Below are 18,268 nucleotides of genomic sequence, written 5' to 3' on the forward strand. Positions count from 1 at the left end.
TCACAGAGCAGGCGAACGGAGCGCTGGCCATTTTTACCGGAACGGCTGTAAACGACCGGACCGGGCGGCTGGTCTCCTGTTGCCTGCCACGAAAAGGGGGCTACATCGATGAAAGTGTATTATTTGCTCGGCTTGCTGCCGTTTCTGGCAATTCTTGTCGGCACAGGATTTGTCAACCGAATGGAACCATTCGTTTTCGGACTTCCTTTCCTGCTGTTCTGGTTCTTTTTCTGGACGATTATGTCCTCTGTCATCATGTGGATCATTTTCAAGCTCGATCCGATTAACAAACAAGAGGAGGAAACCGAATGAACAGCGCGATGGGGATCATCTTCGGGGCGTTACTCGTCAGTCTGTTGCTGGGCATCATGGCCCGCAGGGGAAAAGACATGAGCATGGAGCAATGGGCGATTGGCGGCAGGGGATTCGGCAGTATTTTCGTGTTCCTGCTGTTGGCGGGTGAGACGTACTCGATTTTTACCCTGCTTGGCACGAGCGGTCTGGCTTATTCCAAAGGCGCAGTCGGCTTTTATCTGATCGCTTTAACGACTTTGGGCGCGATTACGTCCTACTGGCTGTTGCCCCCGATCTGGCGGTTCGCGAAGAAACACAACCTCGTGTCCCAATCCGAATTTTTTGCCGTCAAATACAACAGTCCCGTGTTGGGCGTGTTTGTGACGATTGTCGGCGTAGTCGCCCTTGTCCCTTATATTGTTCTGTTGTTCAAGTCGATGGGTATACTGGTGTCCGCCACTTCGTACGGAGCGATTTCTCCTACCGTAGCGATCTGGATCGGGATGATCGCCTTGGTCGTTTACGTCATGATTTCCGGCATCCACGGTTCTGCCTGGACTTCCACGGTGAAAGACTTTCTGATTTTCTTTGTCATCCTGTTCCTCGGTATTTACTTGCCCGTGCATTACCATGGCAGTTTTCAACATATGTTTGAAACGGTCAGTGCGGCCAAGGAAGGGATTTTGACCTTGCCGGACAAAGGCATGAGTCTCTCCTGGTTCATCTCCACCGTAGCGATCAGCGCTTTCGGCTACTTCATGTGGCCGCATAACGCACCGACGATTTTCGCAGCCAAAAATGCGCGGACATTCCGTACCAACGCCATTTTGCTTCCGCTCTATGCGATCATGATTTTGTTCGTCTACTTTGTCGGCTTTACCGCCATCGTTCAAGTGCCTGGACTTACGGGGCCAGACGGCGATTACGCGCTTTTGCGCCTGTCGATGAAGACGTTTGATCCGTGGTTTGTGGGCATCATCGGTGCTACAGGCTTGTTGGCTACCCTCGTGCCCGGCTCCATGATGCTGATGTCTGCGGCTACGATGCTGACGAAGAATGTATACGGTTACATGTTTCCCAAGGCCGAAGGGGCCAACTCTGCCCTGATTGCCAAAAGCTTCGTGATCGTCCTGTCCCTCGTGTGCACGATGATGGCTTTGGGCGAGAACAACACGCTTGCCACTTTGTACCTCACCTCGTTCAGTTTGGTGACCCAACTGGCTCCGGCCCTGTATTGCAGCTTGATGAAGCGTAACCAGATTACGAAGCAAGGGGCGTTCCTGGGCATTTTCTTCGGGGTAGGAATCGTCTTGTACATGACGTTCACCAAAACGACCATGGCCATGCTGTTCGCGGGCTTCCCCCAGTGGATTCAGGATTTGAACAACGGGGTCTTCGCTCTCGTGGTCAACATATTCGTCATGGTTGCTGTCAGCTTCGTTACCAAAAAGGCGGCCGATGCGAAGCAAGTAACGCAGTATTCGTAGTCGCTTTTGCCAAAAGAAAACGGGTCGGGAGATATATCCCGGCCCGTTTTTTGCGTGGTTCTTGCTGTCGGTTAGCGAGCCATGCCCATCGCTGTTTCGACTTTGTGCAGCATCTCGTTGGCAGCATCATTGGCTTTTTTGGCTCCGGCAGAGAGAATGTCATCCAGCTCGGAGGAGTGGAATAGCTGCTCGTAGCGCTCCTGGATCGGACGCAATGTTTCCACCACGACTTCGGCCAGGTCGGTCTTGAAAGCGCCGTAGCCTTTGCCGTCGTACATCGCTTCGATCTCTTGCAGCGATTTGCCGGAGCAGAGCGAGTAGATGGTCATCAGGTTGGAGACAGCTGGCTTTTCTGTCTTGTCATAGCGCACAGCGCTGTCGGAATCGGTCTGCGCACGCTTGATTTTTTTCGTGATCGTAGCCGGGTCATCCAGCATGGAGATGAAGCCGCCCTGGTTCGGATCGGATTTGCTCATCTTTTTCGTGCCATCGGCGAGCGACATGATGCGTGCGCCCGTTTCCGGCAGGCGAACTTCCGGAATGGTGAAAATTTCTCCGTAACGGTTGTTGAAGCGGGTTGCCAGGTCGCGTGTCAGCTCCAGGTGTTGCTTCTGGTCTTCGCCGACCGGAACGAGGTCAGTGCCGTACAGGAGAATGTCTGCCGCCATCAGTGGAGGATACGCCAGCAGTCCGGCAGGGATCGACTCGCCGCGTCCGTCCGATTTGTCCTTGAATTGGGTCATGCGCTCCAGCTCGCCGAGGTACGCCGTGCAAAGCATGATCCAGCCGAGCTTGGCGTGGGCCGGAACTTCCGATTGGATGAACAAGGTCATTTTGTTCGGATCGAGGCCGACTGCCAGGTAGAGGGCTGCGAGACGACGAATGTTTTCGCGCAAAACAGCCGGCTCTTGCGGCACAGTGATCGCATGCTGATCGACGATGCAGTAATAGCAGTTGAACTGGTCCTGCAACGGAACAAAATGCTTCATGGCGCCCAAATAGTTGCCGAGGGTCAAGATGCCGCTGGGCTGAATACCGGAAAAAATGGTTTTCATGATAGATGCTGCTCCTTTCCAAATGGGGAAATAAATGATGGAAATACAAAAAGGTCCATCCGCCCTGGACAGGGACGAATGAACCGTGGTGCCACCCTTGTTATTTTGCACAGGAAACAATCATGCGCAAAATCGCTTTGTTCCGTACCGTTTTGATACGGTGTCCTTTGTAACGTACGGACGTAACGCCAAAGCCTACTGCCGCTGCGAACAAGCCGGGTTCGGTTTGGAGCTCGGAAGCCCATTCATCATTCCCTCAACACTGATTCGCACCAACCATCAGCTCTCTGTCGTCTCGAAAAATGACTACTCTTCTTCCTCATTGCCATTAAAAAGATACCCTTTGAGCAATCATTTTACGCAGTGCCAATCAAAAAAGCAAGAGGGGATTGACAAAATAAGCCAAAAAATGTAAAAGTAACTCATGAGTTATATAACTGTTGAGTTACTTTTGGGGGTGGGGAGATGGAGGAGAGCAAATTGCCAAAAGGCGAGCAAAGCCGTGGCCGACTGCTTGCGGCGGCAGCTTCTGAATTTGCGGCGAAAGGGTTTCATCGTGCGCGGGTGAGCGACATCGTCAAGGCGGCGGGGCTGACGCAAGCTTCTTTTTACCAGTATTTCGAGAGCAAGGAAGGGCTGTACCAGCAGCTTATGGACGAATTTTTTTCCCGGCTGTGGGAGCTTGCTGACGGAGGGAGCAAGGTAACGGCGTTGGGCAAAGCAGACGTCTTCGACCAGGTGCGCGAAAATCTCGTCGCTCTGTTTGGGTTCTTTCAGGAGCGGCCCGAATTGACGCAGATTGTCCTGTATCAGGCGGAAGCAGGAGAGGAGCTGCACCGCAAGCTGGCAGCGATGGTAAGCGCCAACTTGCGGCAAAATCAGGTTGCCGGACACGTCCGCGCCGCTTTGTCGCCTGAAGTGGCCGCAGAAGCGATGGTCGCCGTATGCTACCGGCTGACGGCCCGCTTTTTGCTGACCGGGGAAAAGCCGCCCGAGCAGCTCGCCGACGAAGCCGTATGCTTTTTGGCGCACGGAATTTTGCAGGAAAAGCGATGAGGAGGATGGCGCATGGGTGAGTTGACGCATCTCATTTGGCTGTTGCTGGTTGTGTTTGTCTTTCACGATCTGGAGGAAATCATCATGGTCGAAAGCTGGCTCCGGGTGAAGCGGGAGCAGATCATGCAAAAGGTTCCCCGCGGCCTGCAAAAATGGCTGGAGCCGTCTCTGTCCATGAGTACCGCACAGTTTGCCGTGGCAGTCGCGTGCATTTTCGCTGTCCTCTCTGCTGCGGTCGTGCTTGCGGCTGCCACACTGCCACAGGGAACTTATTTGCCGTTGTTCCTGGTCTGCCTGCACGTCATGTTTCTGCATGTCTTCACCCATCTCGGGCATACAATTGCGCTGCGCACGTACACACCTGGCGTGGCAACTGCCGTGATTTTGGTTCTGCCCTACAGCGTGTACACGTATGTTCGCTTGTTCGAAGCGGGTCTGGTCACATGGTCGCTCGTCTGGAGCACGCTGCCTTACTGTTTGCTGGTCGTGCCCATTTTGTACGCGGCGCACCGGATCGGGCAGGCAGCAGGCAGTCTGGTCGCCCGTTAACGGAAGGCGGTGGCTGTTTGCCGGCGCAAATTTTTGCTATTCTAGGAAAAAAGCGTGAAAGAGGGACGAGTATTGAGGCTGCGACTAGGCGTGATCGGCGCAGATGATTCGCTTGCGATCATCGAATCGGCTGTGCAGGAGTTTCCCGAGATTGAATGCTTGCCGATTGTGTATTGGAGAGAAGAAGACATTCCGGATTTGCTGCTGCCGCACCTGGACGAGGTGGACATGTGGCTTTTTTCCGGCCAGGTTCCGCATGCGATGGCGAGCCAGACGGGCAAAATCCAGGTGCCGACAGCCTATGTGCCGCACATTGGCGCGAGCTTGTACCGAACGTTGCTGCATTTGTCCCACCAGCTCGGGATTCGCGTAGACGAGGTGAGCTTCGACACGTTCACTGCGGAAGAGCTGGGACACTTTTTGCAGGAAGCGGGCATAGCAGAAGGCTTTCGCTGGCTCAAACATTACGAGGGCGCGATTTTGGCCAGTGAGCTGGCGGATTTTCACGAAAAGCTATGGCAGGAAGGCAAGACAAAGGCAGCGGTCACTTGCCTGCGAACGGCTGAGCTGGAGCTTTTGCGCCGCGGTGTCCCGGTACATCGCGTCGTGCCGACAAAAGCGGGCGTGCTGTCTGTCATCCACATGCTTTTGCGCACGCACGAGATGCTCCACTTCAAGGATACGCAGATCGCGGTGCAGATGATGGAAATCGATCCGTTCCGCGAGCTTGCGGGCGGCAATTTTTCCACGGATGAATGGCAAAATGCCGAGATCAAGACGATGGAAAAGCTCTTGCGCTACGCCAAGTATTTGCAAGGCTCGCTGAAGACGGCCGGGCCGGGGCGCTACGTGATTTTTACCACGCGCGGAAAAGTGCAGGAGGTCACGTCTGACTACGCCACGATTCCCGATCTGGAGGAGCTGTTCGGGATTCGCCCCGATCTGGTCACGTGCGGCATCGGCATCGGCAAGACAGCTTACGAAGCGGAAATTCACGGCGGCACGGCACTGCTTCACGCCAAGGAGCGGGGAGCTGGCAACTGGATGGTGTTTTTGGACGACAAAAGCGTCCTTGGGCCATTGGGACGGGAGGAGCAGATCGCCTATCGCTACGACTCGGAAAAGTTGCAGGAACTGAGCCAGTTGACGTCGTTAAGCGTCATGACTTTGTCCAAGCTGGAGTCGATTTTGAAAAAGCGGGGCAAGCAAGAGATCAACGCGCATGAGTTGGCTTCGCATATGCAAATTTTGCCGCGCAGCGCCCGCCGGATATTGATCGAGCTGGAGTCGAAAGGCATCGCGCAAGTCGTCGGCGAGGAGAGTCCGAATCCGCGCGGCCGTCCGCGCAAAGTGTACCGGATTTCCTTGTGAAAAGTGCGTTATTTGGGAGGCGTGGCGACACGCTTTTTTCTTTTCAAAATAGACAGACTATTATACAATTAGGGACATAGCCGTAAATCAACCGTTAATAAGCGGTTGGATAAGGGAGGAGTCACTCGTCATGATCAATGCGGATCGGTTGTGGGATCGGCTGGGGCAGTTGGGCAAGATTGGCGCCCAGGAAGCTGGAGGGATAACGCGGCTGTCGTTTACCCCCGAGGAGCGTGCGGCAAAAGATCTCGTAGCTTCCTTCATGAAGGAAGCAGGGCTTGACGTTCGCGAGGATGAAGTAGGCAATCTGATTGGACGCAAAGAAGGGAAAAATCCTTCGGCACCTGTTGTTTTGGTTGGCTCGCATATCGACTCCGTGCCGAATGGCGGAGATTTTGACGGGCCTCTTGGCGTTTTGGCAGGCGTGGAAATTTTGCAGACGATGAATGAGCAGGGAATTGAGACGGAGCACCCGATTGAGGTGCTTGCTTTGACGGACGAGGAAGGAACGCGGTTTGGCTACGGGATGATCGGAAGCCGGGCGATTGCCGGACTGATCAAAAGAAGCGAGCTGGAGCAGGCAGACAAGGACGGAATCACCATAGCCGAGGCGATGCGCCAGGTCGGGCTTGATCCTGACCAGACGGGCCTTGCCGCACGCGCGCCTGGCAGCGTCAAGGCGTATGTGGAGCTGCATATCGAACAGGGCAAAGTGCTGGAAAGCCGCGGTTTGTCCGTCGGAATCGTCACAGGTGTAGCGGGGCCGCTCTGGATGAAATTCATTTTGGAAGGCGAGGCAGGGCATGCCGGAGCTACCCCGATGAATTTGCGCCGTGATCCGCTGGCAGCGGCTGCACGCGTGATGCTCGCCATCGAAGACGAAGCCGCCCGGACGAGAACCAGCGTCGGGACAGTCGGACAAATCCAGGCGTTTCCTGGCGGGGTCAACGTGATTCCGGGCCGGGTAGAGTTCTCGCTCGACTTGCGCGATGTGGACGAGTTGATTCGCGATGACGTGGAACGGCGCATTTGCGATCGGGCCAAGGCGATTTGTGCAGAGCGCAACGTGACGCTGAAAGTGGAGTTGTTGCAGCGGATCGCGCCAGCGGTATGCTCGGACAGCATTCAGGAGGCTGCGGCGGACGGCTGTGCAGCGGAAGGCTTGGAAGTGTTCCGACTCCCTAGCGGAGCGGGGCACGACTGCATGCAGCTGGTCGATTTGTGTCCGGTCGGGATGATTTTCATCCGCTCCAAAGACGGCATCAGCCACAATCCGGCGGAATACTCGACTATGGAGGATTGCGCGGACGGAGCGAAGGTGTTGTACCGAACCGTTTTGACTTTGGCAAAGCAAATATAGAGAGCAGGCAGGCGGACAGGCGCTCCAAAGCCGTTCGCCGGGCGAGGAGGAGACAACGATGACAGCGACAGTGACAGATTTAAACCAGGCGGCCGGAGCGGTCAAAGAGCAAGTCATAGCGTGGAGACGCTACTTGCACGAGCATCCCGAGCTGTCCTTCCACGAAGAGAAGACAGCGCAATTCGTCTATGAGACGCTTTTGTCTTTTGGCAACCTGGAAGTGAGCAGACCGACGAAAAACAGTGTGATGGCGCGGCTTATCGGCTCCGAGCCGGGAAAAGTGCTGGCGATGCGCGCGGACATGGACGCGCTCCCGATCACGGAAGAAAACAGCTTTGAATTTGTCTCGAAAAATCCGGGCGTGATGCACGCTTGCGGGCACGACGGACATACCTCGATGCTGCTTGGTACTGCGAAAATTTTGTCCGGCATGAAAGAGCAGATCAAGGGCGAAGTGCGCTTTTTGTTCCAGCACGCCGAAGAAGTGTTTCCAGGCGGTGCGGAGGAGATGGTGCAGGCAGGTGTAATGGATGGCGTGGATATCGTCATCGGGACGCACCTGTGGGCGACGATGGAGTTCGGGACAGTCGGCATTTGCCCGGGACCAATGATGGCAGCGCCTGACACGTTCTGGATCACTGTGGTGGGAAAAGGCGGCCATGCCGCGCTTCCGCATGAAACTATCGACAGCATCGCCGTTGCGGCACAGGTCGTAACCAATTTGCAGCATATCGTCTCGCGCAATGCCGATCCGCTCGACAACCTGGTGCTGTCCGTCACGCAGTTTGTCGGCGGGACTACTCACAACGTCATTCCTGGCTCGGTAGAAATTTGCGGGACGGTGCGCAGCTTTGACCAAACGTTGCGGGAGTCCATTCCCGGCCTGATGGAGCGCGTGATCAAAGGGATTACCGAAGCACACGGCGCGAGCTATCAGTTCAAATACGAGTTCGGCTACCGTCCGGTAATCAACGATGCGGAAGTGACGCGTCTGATGGAAGAGGTCGTCGTGGAAGCGCTGGGCGAAGAGTGGGTCGAGCATATGCGTCCGACGATGGGCGGCGAAGACTTTTCCGCCTTCCAGCAAAAAGCTCCGGGCTGCTTCTTCTATGTCGCGGCCGGAAACAAGGAAAAGGGGATCACTTACCCGCACCATCATCCGCGCTTTACCATCGACGAGGATGCGCTGGAAATCGGCGTGAAAATGTTTTTGAACGCAGCCAGAAAAATCGTCATGTCCTGACGCAATTGCCAATGAAAAAATCGCCCTTTCGTCCGCTGGATCGTGACGAGGGGCGATTTTTTTGTGTAGAGCGGCGCTTTAATGCGTGCGCTCTTTTTCTTTTGCATGGAACGCTCGCTGAATTTGCGAGATTTGTCCGGCGTGGATGCCTGTGTGGTACATGAGGCGTCCCAATGCTTCGAGCGGGGTCGACGTACCGAGCGGCGTCGTCACAGGCGTCGTCCACGCTTCTTCCGACATGTTCTGCATTCCGGCAAGCAGATGGTCGTTGGAGGCTGTCATGAAATCGGCAAGCTCGCGCATGTTGGTAAATTCTTTTCCCTCGACAGGCCCGTTTTTCGTCAAAAGCTGAACGTCTGCCGGGATGCTTTGCCCGAAATACCAGTCGGCAAACATGTATTCCACCTCGGCGTTATGTCTGAGCATATAGCCGATGGATGCCGCGCCCATGCGGAGCTTCAAATCTTCTTCCGGCATGCTTTTGGCTGTTTTGTGGAATCTCTCCTGGATGGTGAGCCACAGTGTCAATGCAGTTGAATATGTAGTCATGAAATTGCCCTCCTGTTGGCGTGAATGTCTATTTGGCTGATTGGGAATGGCCGTCCCGGTTGACGTGCACGAATTTGTCCGCGGCCAGGTCGATGTCGTACGCCTGACCAAATCCGGCAACGTAGCGGCCTTCCGATGGCTCAAGCTCGAACAGGGAGAAGTCGAGGCCGCGTAGCATATCCATCATGCTTTTGCCGAAGCGCTGTTCGAACTGGGCGAATATCTCATCATGTCCGGTGTTGCCGATGTTGCGGGCTGTGCAGACGAAGCGGGCGCGCTGGCGGGCAAACAGATTCGCCGTCTTGGATTCGTCTTCAATCAGCATCGCATCGACTCCCGGCTGTTCTTCCAGGTAACGGTAGTGATTGGCGATTTTGCTGATGTAAATATAAAAATTTCCGTTGTGCTTGACGAACGGGGCATAGGAGATAAACGGCGTTCCATGCTCGTCGATTGTGCTGAGCATGAGTGTTTTCATACCGGCCGCAAACGTCTGGTACTGAACCTTCATCGCTTCTTTGTCCATTGCTTTCATACGAGCATCCCTCGCTTTTCGTAAATTATTGTGCTTTTTTCAGGACGTGGATACGCGGGCTTTTGCTGTCTGGCGTATATTGAATTTCCGTGTCGACGCCGTAGACGCTGCGAATCAGCTCCATCGTAAAGACATCCTGGGGCTTGCCGAATACGCGAATGTCCCCGTCCTTGATGACGCAAATCTTGTCGCTGTAAGTGCTGGCGTGGTTCAGATCGTGCAGCACCATCACAACCGTGAGCTGTAATTCCTTATTCAGCTTTGCTACCAGCTCCAGCACGTCCAGCTGGTGGGCGATGTCCAAATACGTTGTCGGTTCATCGAGCAAGAGAAGCTTCGGTTTCTGGGCCAAGGCCATGGCAATCCAGGCTCGTTGGGCTTCCCCGCCGGACAGGGAAGCCAGATAGCGCTTCCGGTAGCTGTCCATGCCTGTTTGCTGCAAGGCCCAGTCGACGATTTCAAAATCGTTTGCATCGAGTCGTTCATACCATTTTTTGTGCGGAACACGACCATATCCGACGAGTTCCTCGACGGTGACATCCGAGGGACAGGAGTTGGATTGGCACAGCATGCACATGACGCGGGACAGCTGCTTCATGCTCATGCTGTCCGCCAGTTGGCCCGCGATGCGCACACAGCCGCTCTCGCAAGGAATCAGGCGCGAGATCGCTTTGAGCACGGTCGATTTGCCTGAGCCGTTTGGTCCGATGATCGAAACGATTTCCCCTTCCTCGATCGTCAGGGAAAAATCGTTGACGATTCGTTTGCTCCCGTAATTTATATTCAACGACTGTACATGTAGCACTTCACTGTCCTCCTTTTCGCATCAGGTAAAGGAAGTAGGGGCCGCCGACAATCGCCATGACGATCCCTGCCGGAATTTCGAGCGGTGCAAAAAGCGTCCGTCCCAGCGTATCCGCTACGAGCAGGACGAGAGAGCCGAGGACAAGTCCGAAAGGCAGGTTCATCCGGTAATCGGAGCCCATCAGCATGCGCGCCATGTGCGGGACGATCAGCCCGACAAAACCGACCAGTCCCACGGTCGATACGGAGATGGCAGCGAGGTAGACGGCGATCAGGGACAAGGTGAAGCGGAGCCGATTCAAGTTTTGCCCGAGATTGTGCGCGACCTGCTCGCCCAGGCGCAAAATGTTGGCGGAGCGAATGCATAACAGAGCGGCGATCCACCCGGCGACCGAGTAGGGGAGGATCGTCAGCACATCGCTCATGCTTTTCCCGGACAGGCTCCCGTTCATCCATTGCAGAGCCGCTGGCAGCTTGTCGCTGTACAAAATGGACAACAGGCCGATGACGCCGCCAAATACGGCATTGACGGCGACACCAGACAGGATGATGCGCACAGGAGTGAAGCCCCCCTGCTTTTTCCAGGCCCATATGTAAACCATCAAGGCAGCGACCCCGCCTCCGAGGATGGCAAAAAGCGGGATGAGAGCGGAATAGCCGGGCACCACCAGCATAATGAACAAAACCGTGACGGCTGCACCGCTGGATACTCCGGTCAGCCCGGGATCGGCCAGCGGGTTTTGCATGACAGCCTGCAACAGCGCTCCGGATGCGGCGAGATTGGCGCCAATCAAGAGCGCAAGGAAAACGCGGGGAATCCGAATGTCCCACAGGATGGTATGGTTGGCCTCAGTCCCTTGCCCCAGTACCGTTGTCATTGTTTCCCACAGCGATAGCTGCACACTCCCGAGCCCGACAGAGAGCAGCGTAGCCAGCAGAAGCAGCAGGCAGGCGATTCCCAACACGACTGTTTTTTTGTTTGAGTGGTTCTGGCTCACGGCAAAAGCTCCTTATTGCTTACTTGTACAGGATGTCCGCAAGCTGCTGATAGGCCGCAGGGGCGTTGACGAGAGAAGCCGTGCCGAACGTACTGAAATCAAGCGACTGCATTTTGCCATTTTTGAAGGCGTTCATTTTTTCCCAGGCGCCGTTCTTTTTCACGTCTTCTTCGAATTTTTTCGCTACAGCATTCGGATCGCCGTGCGCTACAAGCAAGATGGCATCCGGATTGGCCGCGATGATGCTCTCCATGTTCAAAGGAGCGTAGGTTTGCGTTTGTTTGAGTGTATCGGCAGCTACGTTGACAGCCCCCAGGTTGCGGGCGATGCTTCCGGCGAACGTGTTTTCATTCATGACCATGAGCGCTTCAGCCGAGCCGAACAAAAACAGCACTTTGGGAGCCGGCTTGCCCTTCGTCGCCTCGATGGCGGTTTTTTCCTGTTCCGCGATTTTGCCGAGCAGTTGTTCTGCTTTCGCTTCCTGTTTGAAAAGGCGTCCGAGCACGACTGTGGACAGCTTCAGCTCATCGAGGGAATCGACGGGCAAATAAGCGGTTGGCGTGCCCGCAGGCTTCAATTTTTTGTCGACACTGTCTTTGATGGAGCTGGGGCCGAGGACGATTTCCGGCTGGAGCTTGGCGATTTGCTCCAGGTCAGGCTGGTGCGACGTCCCGATCCGGGGCACGCTGTCCAGAGCAGCAGGCAGCTTGCTGCTGGTCGTAGGCACTCCGATCGGGGCAATGCCTAGCTCGTTCATGATTTCGGTAATCGCGACGGAGATCGTTACGACTTTGGCAGGAGAGTGACCCTGGAATTGCGCCAGCAGCTCTGCTGCCTGTTTCTCGTCCACGCTAATTGCGGCAGCCGCTTTCTCTGTTGAGGACGAGGTTGTCTGTTGTTCTGTAGCTGGTTGTTGTGCGGTTGCGCTTGAATCCTTCGCCGGTTCGGCAGGTTGCGTGTTGCTGCACCCGACTGCACTTGTCAACAGCAACGCCATCATGCCCATTTTCCATCCTGCTTGCTTCACGATGTATAGCCTCCCGTTACTTGATAATGAGAATCAATATCTTTGTCTTTTGGGATGATTATATTAGAGAATGATTACTATTATCAATAAGAATTTTGAATAGGAATAGAACTGGAAACAAAAAGAAATAAAGTAACGGTTTATTTTATTTTATATTGCTTTATTGCATTTTCATGGAAAAGAAGTCATTATTTTCGTTACTATAATATTCTATCTATTTAAAAATTTATTTTCGGGGGTGTCATCGTGACTTTGATTGCAGAGACAAAAAGCGTAGAACGCATATTTGGCCGAGGGGCGGCTGCCGTTCGAGCGCTGCAAGGTGTAGAAATGCACGTGGAAAAAGGAAGATTGCTAGTTTTAAAAGGAAGATCAGGGTCAGGCAAGACGACTCTTTTAAATCTGCTGGGCGGCCTTGATCGCCCGACGTCAGGCAGCGTTTATTTCGAGGGCCGTGAAATCGGCAAGCTTCCTGATCATGCGCGCACCAAAATCAGGAAAAAGCACATGGGCTTTATTTTTCAATCGTTTGGCTTGCTTCCACTCATGTCAGCGGCGGAAAACGTCGAGTTTGGGCTGCGCCTGTCCGGAGCGTCTGCTGCGACATGGAAGGAGCGTGTCGGTGAATCTCTTGACTTCGTGGGATTGTCCAAACGGGCACAGCATCGGCCGTTCGAGATGTCCGGAGGAGAACAGCAGCGATGTGCGATTGCCAGAGCGATTGCGAGCAGGCCGACACTGCTTTTGGCAGATGAGCCGACAGCCGAGCTAGACAGCAAAACAGGGCTGCAGATCAGCCGTTTGTTTCGCCGCTTGGTGGATGAAGGCGAAATGAGCATCGTCATGACCACACACGATCCTGGGGTAATGGAGGTGGCGGATGATGTCTATGAATTGGAGGACGGTCGCATCAAGACGGTACGCGGTTCGAGGTAAGCAGATGAAGTGGCTGTATGTATCGTTGGCCGTGATGTTGACAGGCTGTTCCCTGTTGCCAAAGGAAGAGGAAGCTTTGGCGCCGCCGTTGGTGGAGCCATCTCCGATTACGTACGAGGTTGCCGAAGTGACGCAAGGATCAATCGTGAAAAGCGTCAAAGGCAACAGTACGTTTACGACCGCGAATACGGTGGAGCTATCTTTTCCCGAGACAAAAGGACTGCGCCTGAAGTCGTTTGCTGCCCAAAGCGGGGAGCGGGTGAAAAAAGGGCAAGTGCTGGCTGAGCTGGATGCCGCCGATCTGGAGCGGGAGATCGAATCCGCCCGCTACGAGGTGGAAAAAGCCAAGCTGGAGCTGCTGGATGCCCAGCGCGACAATCATTACGAAGTGGAATCGGCCAAGCTGGATGCTCTGAAGGCGGAGATGAACGCCAAGGCGAGTGAGACGAAGCTGGCCAAGATCGAATGGGACAAGGCTCTTTTGGAGCTGGCAAAATTGCAGGACCCGCAAGAGCGCAAGTACGCCGTGGAGCGGGCGAAGCTGAATGTGAAGCAAAAGCAAATGGAGCTGGACAATCTGCAAAAACGCTGGACGCAGACCAAGCTGGTGGCGCCTTTTGACGGAATCGTCATCTTCGTCAGCAACGAGCAAGTAGGCGATGAGGTGGACGCGCACCAAACGCTCGTCACTGTAGGCGATCCGAGCAAGCTGTACGTCATTTACACCGCTCCGGAGCGAGAGGCTCTGAAAGATGTCAAGGAAGGCATGAACGTCATTATCTCTGTTAACGGCGGAGATAAAATAGAGGGAACAGTCGTACAGACACCGCTTCACGTCCCGGAAAATTTGCCGGAAGATTTGAGCAATTTGTATCAGCGAAGCTTGCTCATCTCCCCGAAAACGTTTGCGCAGGGACTGGAAATCGGAACGGGAGTCAGCATTGAGGTTATCGTGGACAAAGCGGAGCAGACACTGATTATCCCGCGAAAAGCGCTGCATGAAATAGCGGGCAGAAACTACGTGCGCGTCTTGGACGGCAAGAGCAAGAAGGAAGTGGACGTGGAGATCGGGATCATGAACCAGACGGAGGTCGAAATTCGCAAAGGTCTTGTGGCAGGCCAACTGATTATTTTGGAATAGGGGGACAATGTCGTGGCGATGGTGCAGATGATCCTGCGAAAAATGATAAATAACCGCTGGCTTGTCGGCAGTTTGCTGATCGGGCTGATCGTCGCTGTAGGATTGGTTTCCAGCATTCCTGCCTTCACGTCAGGGGTTCTCCAGCGTTTGCTCACAAAGGAGCTGGAGGAATACCAAAACAAGGTGAAGCACTTCCCTGGCGGCCTGCTCGTCTCCGTCAATTTGAACAAACCAGTGGAGAATAGCGCAGCCCTTTTCGACAATATGGCCGTCCATTTGCAAAACGAGGTGATTGCTCCGCTGGGTGTGCCTGTACTCGAACATGTCACCGTTTTGCGGACAGTCCCTTTTGACGCCGTGCCATCCCGTCTGCAAGGAACAAAGGCTGCCAGCTCCGATAGTACGCCGCTCTATTCCTTGAGTGAGTTGGAAAAGCATACGACTCTGGTCGATGGGCGAATGCCGGCTGCAACGCAAGTAGATGGCGTGCTGGAAGCGCTTGTGACGGAAAAAGCTTTGCGGGATAGAAAAATGGTCCTGGGAAGTTTGTATGAGCTGACGACAGATAAGGCAAAAGGACTCGCGGTACGAGTCAAGCCAGTTGGCGTATTCAAGGAAAAAGAGGGAAACGATCCGTATTGGTTTGTCACCGCGTCCGAATACGAAAAAGGCTTTATTTTGGACGAGCAACTATTGCGCAGCGTTTTTTTGCAGGAAAAGAATCTCGTTATATTTGCCCAGATGTACGTGGCCATGCAGTATCAGTCGTTTCGCATTCCCGATACGGAACAGTTGCTTTCTGTCGTAGCGGGGATGGAAGCGTATTTGAAGCAGCAAGGTTTGAAGGGGGCGGAGTACGGCATTCAGTTTCCAGCAGGCAGTATCGCGAAAAAATACGAGGAGCAGGCGAATCAGTTCAAGCTGATTCTTTGGTCGCTCTACATCCCGATTTTTCTGATGCTCGGCCTGTATTTGGTCATGGTTTCCGGCTTGATTGTGGAGAGGCAGCGCACAGAGATTGCAGTGCTCGGGAGCCGTGGAGCGAGTCGGCTGCAAATCTTTTTTATCTATTTAATGGAAATAGGCATTCTCGGATTGTGCGCTTTTCTGCTCGGGCCTTTTGTCGGGGTTCAGCTCAGCAAAATATTGGGCATTTCCAACGGGTTTCTCGAATTTGTCGATCGCAAAGGACTGGAGATCGCCGTAAACAGCGAGGTTTTTGCTTACGCGGCGTGGACGGTGCTTGCATGTATCGGGCTTTTGCTGTTGTCGGTGCTTTTCGCTACGAGACAAAATATAGTGACGCATAAGCAAAGTCTCGCGCGAATGAGTGGCTCGGCGGTCTGGCATCGGCTTTTCCTCGATGTACTGCTGCTTGCGATATCGTGGTATGGCTGGTATTCGCACCGACTCGCCGTGGAAAACGCCGCCAAAGTGACGGAAGGGGCTTCGGACATCTCCGTAGACTTCCTGCTCTTTTTTGTGCCTGTTCTGTTTTCGCTAGGCTTTGGCTTGCTCTGCCTCAGGCTGTACCCGTGGTTGCTGCGGTTGCTGTCGTGGGCGGGGCGCTCGGTCTTTCCGCTCTCGCTGCATACTACGCTGGTCCAGGTAGGCAGGTCGCCGCGCCAGTATCATTTTCTCATGCTCTTTGTGACGATTACCGTTGCAGTGGGGATGTACAGCGCAAGCACGGCGCGGACCATTAATCAAAATGCGGAAGAGCGAATCCGCTACGGAACAGGTGCCGACATCCGGCTGAAAACCGAGTGGGAGAGCGACAAGCCACCTGTCATGGTCTTTAGGCGGGGCAACAACGCAGAGGAAGGCGAGAGCGCGGAAAAAGAGCCTGTAGCGCCTCCTGTTCAGTATATCGAGCCGGATTTTCAAGTGTTCACCAGCTTGCCGGAAGTGGAGCATGCCGCGAAGGTATACGTAAATGGACTGGCCGAGGCCGCTTTTCAGGGAGATCCGGTGTCCGATGTTACCTTGATGGGGATCGATCCAAAAGAGTTCGGACAGACGGCCTGGATCAAGCCTGGTTTGCTGCCGCATCATTTTCATGAATATTTGAACTTGCTGGCAAAAGAACCGCGGGCGCTTTTGTTGTCCCGTTCGCTCGCCGACAAGCTGCACGTTGTGGAGGGGCAAACGATCCTGATGGGATGGGGCAATTCGCGCCGGGTTGAGATGGTTGTATATGCGATCGTCGACTACTGGCCGGGATGGAGTCCGGCGCCAGTCAAAAGCACGTATACAAGCAAAATGCAGGAACAGTACCTGGCTGTGGCCAACTTGCCTTTTGTCCAGGACAAGATTCGGCTGGAGCCTTATGAGGTCTGGATCAAAATGAAGGCTGGGGCATCCTCCGAGTCGCTCTACAAAAGTTTGGCCCAAGGCGGGGTCAAGCTCGCCATGCTGGACAATGCCAGGCAGCAGCTGATCACGGTGAAAAACAACGCCTTTTACCTCGGACTGAACGGCTCGCTGACGCTCGGATTTTTGCTGTCGATGCTCGTTACTTTTATCGGGTACGTGATGTATTGGGTACTGACACTGGGAGCAAGGAAATTGCAATACGGCGTGTTCCGCGCGATGGGCATGCCGTTCAGGCAGCTTTTGTCCATCCTGGCCTGGGAGCAGCTGTTGACGTTCGGCTTTGCTTTTGCGATCGGAATGGCGGCAGGCAAGCTGTCCAACATCCTGTTTTTGCCGGCACTGCGTCTCTACTTGCACGCAGACAAGCAAGTGCCGCCCTTTACCGTCGTCTCGATGCCGCAAGATGAGCAAGTGATCTATACGTTTATTGCGGTGACGCTTGCGATCGGAATCGGCATTGTAGGGTTTTTGCTGTCGCGCATGCAGATTCACCAGGCCGTCAAGCTGGGGGAGGACTAAGCAGATGATTGTGTGCGAAAACTTGGTTAAAATCTACAAGGCTAACGATCTGGAAGTAGTGGCGCTGCAAGGATTGGATCTGCGTGTGGAGACCGGGGAATTGATGGGAATCATCGGAAATAGCGGGAGCGGAAAGTCAACGCTTCTGAACATGCTGGGGGGACTGGATCGTCCCTCGGCCGGAAAGCTGTCGGTCGCGGGAGCGGATTTGTTTCGGTTGACGCCAAGGGAATTGGTGCAATATCGTTTGCAGACGGTCGGCTTTGTCTGGCAAAACAACGCGCGCAACCTGATCCCGTATCTCTCGGCTTTGCAAAATGTAGAGATGCCGATGCTGCTTCGCGGCATGCGAAAACGCGAGCGGGCGCACGAACTGCTGGAACTGGTCGGGCTGGGCCATCGCAAAAAGAACAAGCTGAGCGAGCTGTCCGGTGGCGAGCAGCAGCGAGTGGCGATCGCCATTGCTTTGGCAAACAACCCAAAGCTGCTGTTGGCTGACGAGCCGACGGGAAGCGTAGACACCCGCACAGCGGCGATCATTCTCGACTTGTTTCAGGAGCTGAACCGTTCGTTCGGTCTTACCGTCGTGATCGTGACGCATGACCTGGAGCTTGCGCGCAAGGTGGATCGCGTCGTAGCGATCCGGGACGGAAAGACGTCCAGCGAGTTGTTGCGGCGAAAAGGAACAGAAGAGGACAGCGGCGATTCAGCAGGAGAAGAGGCGGATTCCCATGAAGAATGGGCAGTGCTTGACCAGGCTGGACGGCTGCAAATCCCGATGGAGTACCTCCAGGCGATCCAGGCAGACGGCAAGCTGCGGATCGAGTTGCAGGATGATCGAATCGTTCTCTTCCCGCCGCGGCGGTAGATTTTGGTTTGGGGGCAGGGGTTTTTTGGAAAACAGACACGTACATGTGACGTGTCTGTTTTTGATGTGAAAAGCTAATCATCTTGCACTCAGATTCATT

General features: G+C 54.4%; 17 protein-coding genes and 1 other annotated feature. Of the genes, 11 read left to right on the forward strand and 6 right to left on the reverse strand.

From position 1 onward, the window contains the following. Positions 1-108: 108 nt before the first annotated feature. Positions 109-312: a DUF3311 domain-containing protein gene (locus HP435_RS06520; RefSeq protein ID WP_122962842.1), complete on the forward strand. Its 204-nt coding sequence runs from the start codon at positions 109-111 to the stop codon at positions 310-312. Further along, positions 309-1,781 (forward strand): sodium:solute symporter family protein, encoded by a 1,473-nt coding sequence (locus HP435_RS06525; RefSeq protein ID WP_173598452.1) that lies wholly within the window; start codon positions 309-311, stop codon positions 1,779-1,781. The genes HP435_RS06520 and HP435_RS06525 overlap by 4 nt, the downstream gene beginning before the upstream one ends. 71 nt (positions 1,782-1,852) lie before the next feature. Here the strand turns inward: HP435_RS06525 and trpS are convergent, their stop codons facing one another. Then, positions 1,853-2,836 (reverse strand): tryptophan--tRNA ligase, encoded by a 984-nt coding sequence (gene trpS / locus HP435_RS06530; protein WP_122962844.1) that lies wholly within the window; start codon positions 2,834-2,836, stop codon positions 1,853-1,855. 67 nt (positions 2,837-2,903) lie between these two features. Further along, positions 2,904-3,168, reverse strand: a binding site (T-box leader). A gap of 133 nt (positions 3,169-3,301) precedes the next feature. On the opposite strand from trpS, the gene HP435_RS06535 reads away from it, so the two are divergent. The 5 genes from HP435_RS06535 to HP435_RS06555 all read left to right on the forward strand — a co-directional run bounded on the left by HP435_RS06535 (position 3,302) and on the right by HP435_RS06555 (position 8,415). After that, positions 3,302-3,892: a TetR/AcrR family transcriptional regulator gene (locus tag HP435_RS06535; protein ID WP_173598451.1), complete on the forward strand. Its 591-nt coding sequence runs from the start codon at positions 3,302-3,304 to the stop codon at positions 3,890-3,892. A gap of 12 nt (positions 3,893-3,904) precedes the next feature. Further along, entirely contained in the window at positions 3,905-4,441 is a 537-nt protein-coding gene (locus HP435_RS06540; protein WP_173598450.1) for an HXXEE domain-containing protein, read from the forward strand. A 72-nt stretch (positions 4,442-4,513) separates the two neighbouring features. Then, positions 4,514-5,812, forward strand: coding sequence for a helix-turn-helix domain-containing protein (locus HP435_RS06545; RefSeq protein WP_173598449.1), 1,299 nt, complete (start codon positions 4,514-4,516; stop codon positions 5,810-5,812). A gap of 130 nt (positions 5,813-5,942) precedes the next feature. Then, complete coding sequence (locus tag HP435_RS06550) at positions 5,943-7,172, forward strand: Zn-dependent hydrolase (RefSeq protein ID WP_173598448.1); 1,230 nt, start codon at positions 5,943-5,945, stop codon at positions 7,170-7,172. Positions 7,173-7,230: 58 nt separating this feature from the next. Further along, complete coding sequence (locus HP435_RS06555) at positions 7,231-8,415, forward strand: M20 family metallopeptidase (RefSeq protein ID WP_122962850.1); 1,185 nt, start codon at positions 7,231-7,233, stop codon at positions 8,413-8,415. Between the two features lie 78 nt (positions 8,416-8,493). On the opposite strand, the gene HP435_RS06560 is transcribed toward HP435_RS06555, so the two are convergent. From HP435_RS06560 to HP435_RS06580, 5 genes are read right to left on the reverse strand one after another with little or no spacing between them, the layout of a single operon-like run. After that, positions 8,494-8,964: a DinB family protein gene (locus tag HP435_RS06560; RefSeq protein ID WP_122962851.1), complete on the reverse strand. Its 471-nt coding sequence runs from the start codon at positions 8,962-8,964 to the stop codon at positions 8,494-8,496. Positions 8,965-8,992: 28 nt separating this feature from the next. Beyond that, positions 8,993-9,499, reverse strand: coding sequence for a HugZ family pyridoxamine 5'-phosphate oxidase (locus HP435_RS06565; RefSeq protein WP_122962852.1), 507 nt, complete (start codon positions 9,497-9,499; stop codon positions 8,993-8,995). A gap of 25 nt (positions 9,500-9,524) precedes the next feature. Then, positions 9,525-10,304, reverse strand: coding sequence for an ABC transporter ATP-binding protein (locus tag HP435_RS06570; protein WP_122962853.1), 780 nt, complete (start codon positions 10,302-10,304; stop codon positions 9,525-9,527). A 1-nt stretch (position 10,305) separates the two neighbouring features. Beyond that, on the reverse strand, positions 10,306-11,301 hold the full coding sequence (locus HP435_RS06575) for a FecCD family ABC transporter permease (protein WP_122962854.1): 996 nt from the start codon (positions 11,299-11,301) through the stop codon (positions 10,306-10,308). 19 nt (positions 11,302-11,320) lie between these two features. Beyond that, positions 11,321-12,328: a helical backbone metal receptor gene (locus HP435_RS06580; RefSeq protein WP_173596069.1), complete on the reverse strand. Its 1,008-nt coding sequence runs from the start codon at positions 12,326-12,328 to the stop codon at positions 11,321-11,323. A 246-nt stretch (positions 12,329-12,574) separates the two neighbouring features. On the opposite strand from HP435_RS06580, the gene HP435_RS06585 reads away from it, so the two are divergent. The 4 genes from HP435_RS06585 to HP435_RS06600 are packed head-to-tail and all read left to right on the forward strand — an operon-like array spanning position 12,575 to position 18,168. Then, complete coding sequence (locus tag HP435_RS06585; RefSeq protein WP_122962856.1) at positions 12,575-13,264, forward strand: ABC transporter ATP-binding protein; 690 nt, start codon at positions 12,575-12,577, stop codon at positions 13,262-13,264. Positions 13,265-13,268: 4 nt separating this feature from the next. Then, on the forward strand, positions 13,269-14,405 hold the full coding sequence (locus HP435_RS06590) for an efflux RND transporter periplasmic adaptor subunit (protein WP_229049842.1): 1,137 nt from the start codon (positions 13,269-13,271) through the stop codon (positions 14,403-14,405). An 18-nt stretch (positions 14,406-14,423) separates the two neighbouring features. Further along, entirely contained in the window at positions 14,424-17,300 is a 2,877-nt protein-coding gene (locus HP435_RS06595) for an ABC transporter permease (protein ID WP_217365625.1), read from the forward strand. 4 nt (positions 17,301-17,304) lie between these two features. Next, the gene (locus tag HP435_RS06600) at positions 17,305-18,168 is read left to right on the forward strand and encodes an ABC transporter ATP-binding protein (protein WP_173596072.1); all 864 of its coding nucleotides are present in this window, start codon (positions 17,305-17,307) and stop codon (positions 18,166-18,168) included. Positions 18,169-18,268 lie beyond the last annotated feature (100 nt).

It is taken from the genome of Brevibacillus sp. HD3.3A, assembly GCF_013284375.2.
Classification (GTDB): Bacteria; Bacillota; Bacilli; order Brevibacillales; family Brevibacillaceae; genus Brevibacillus; species Brevibacillus parabrevis.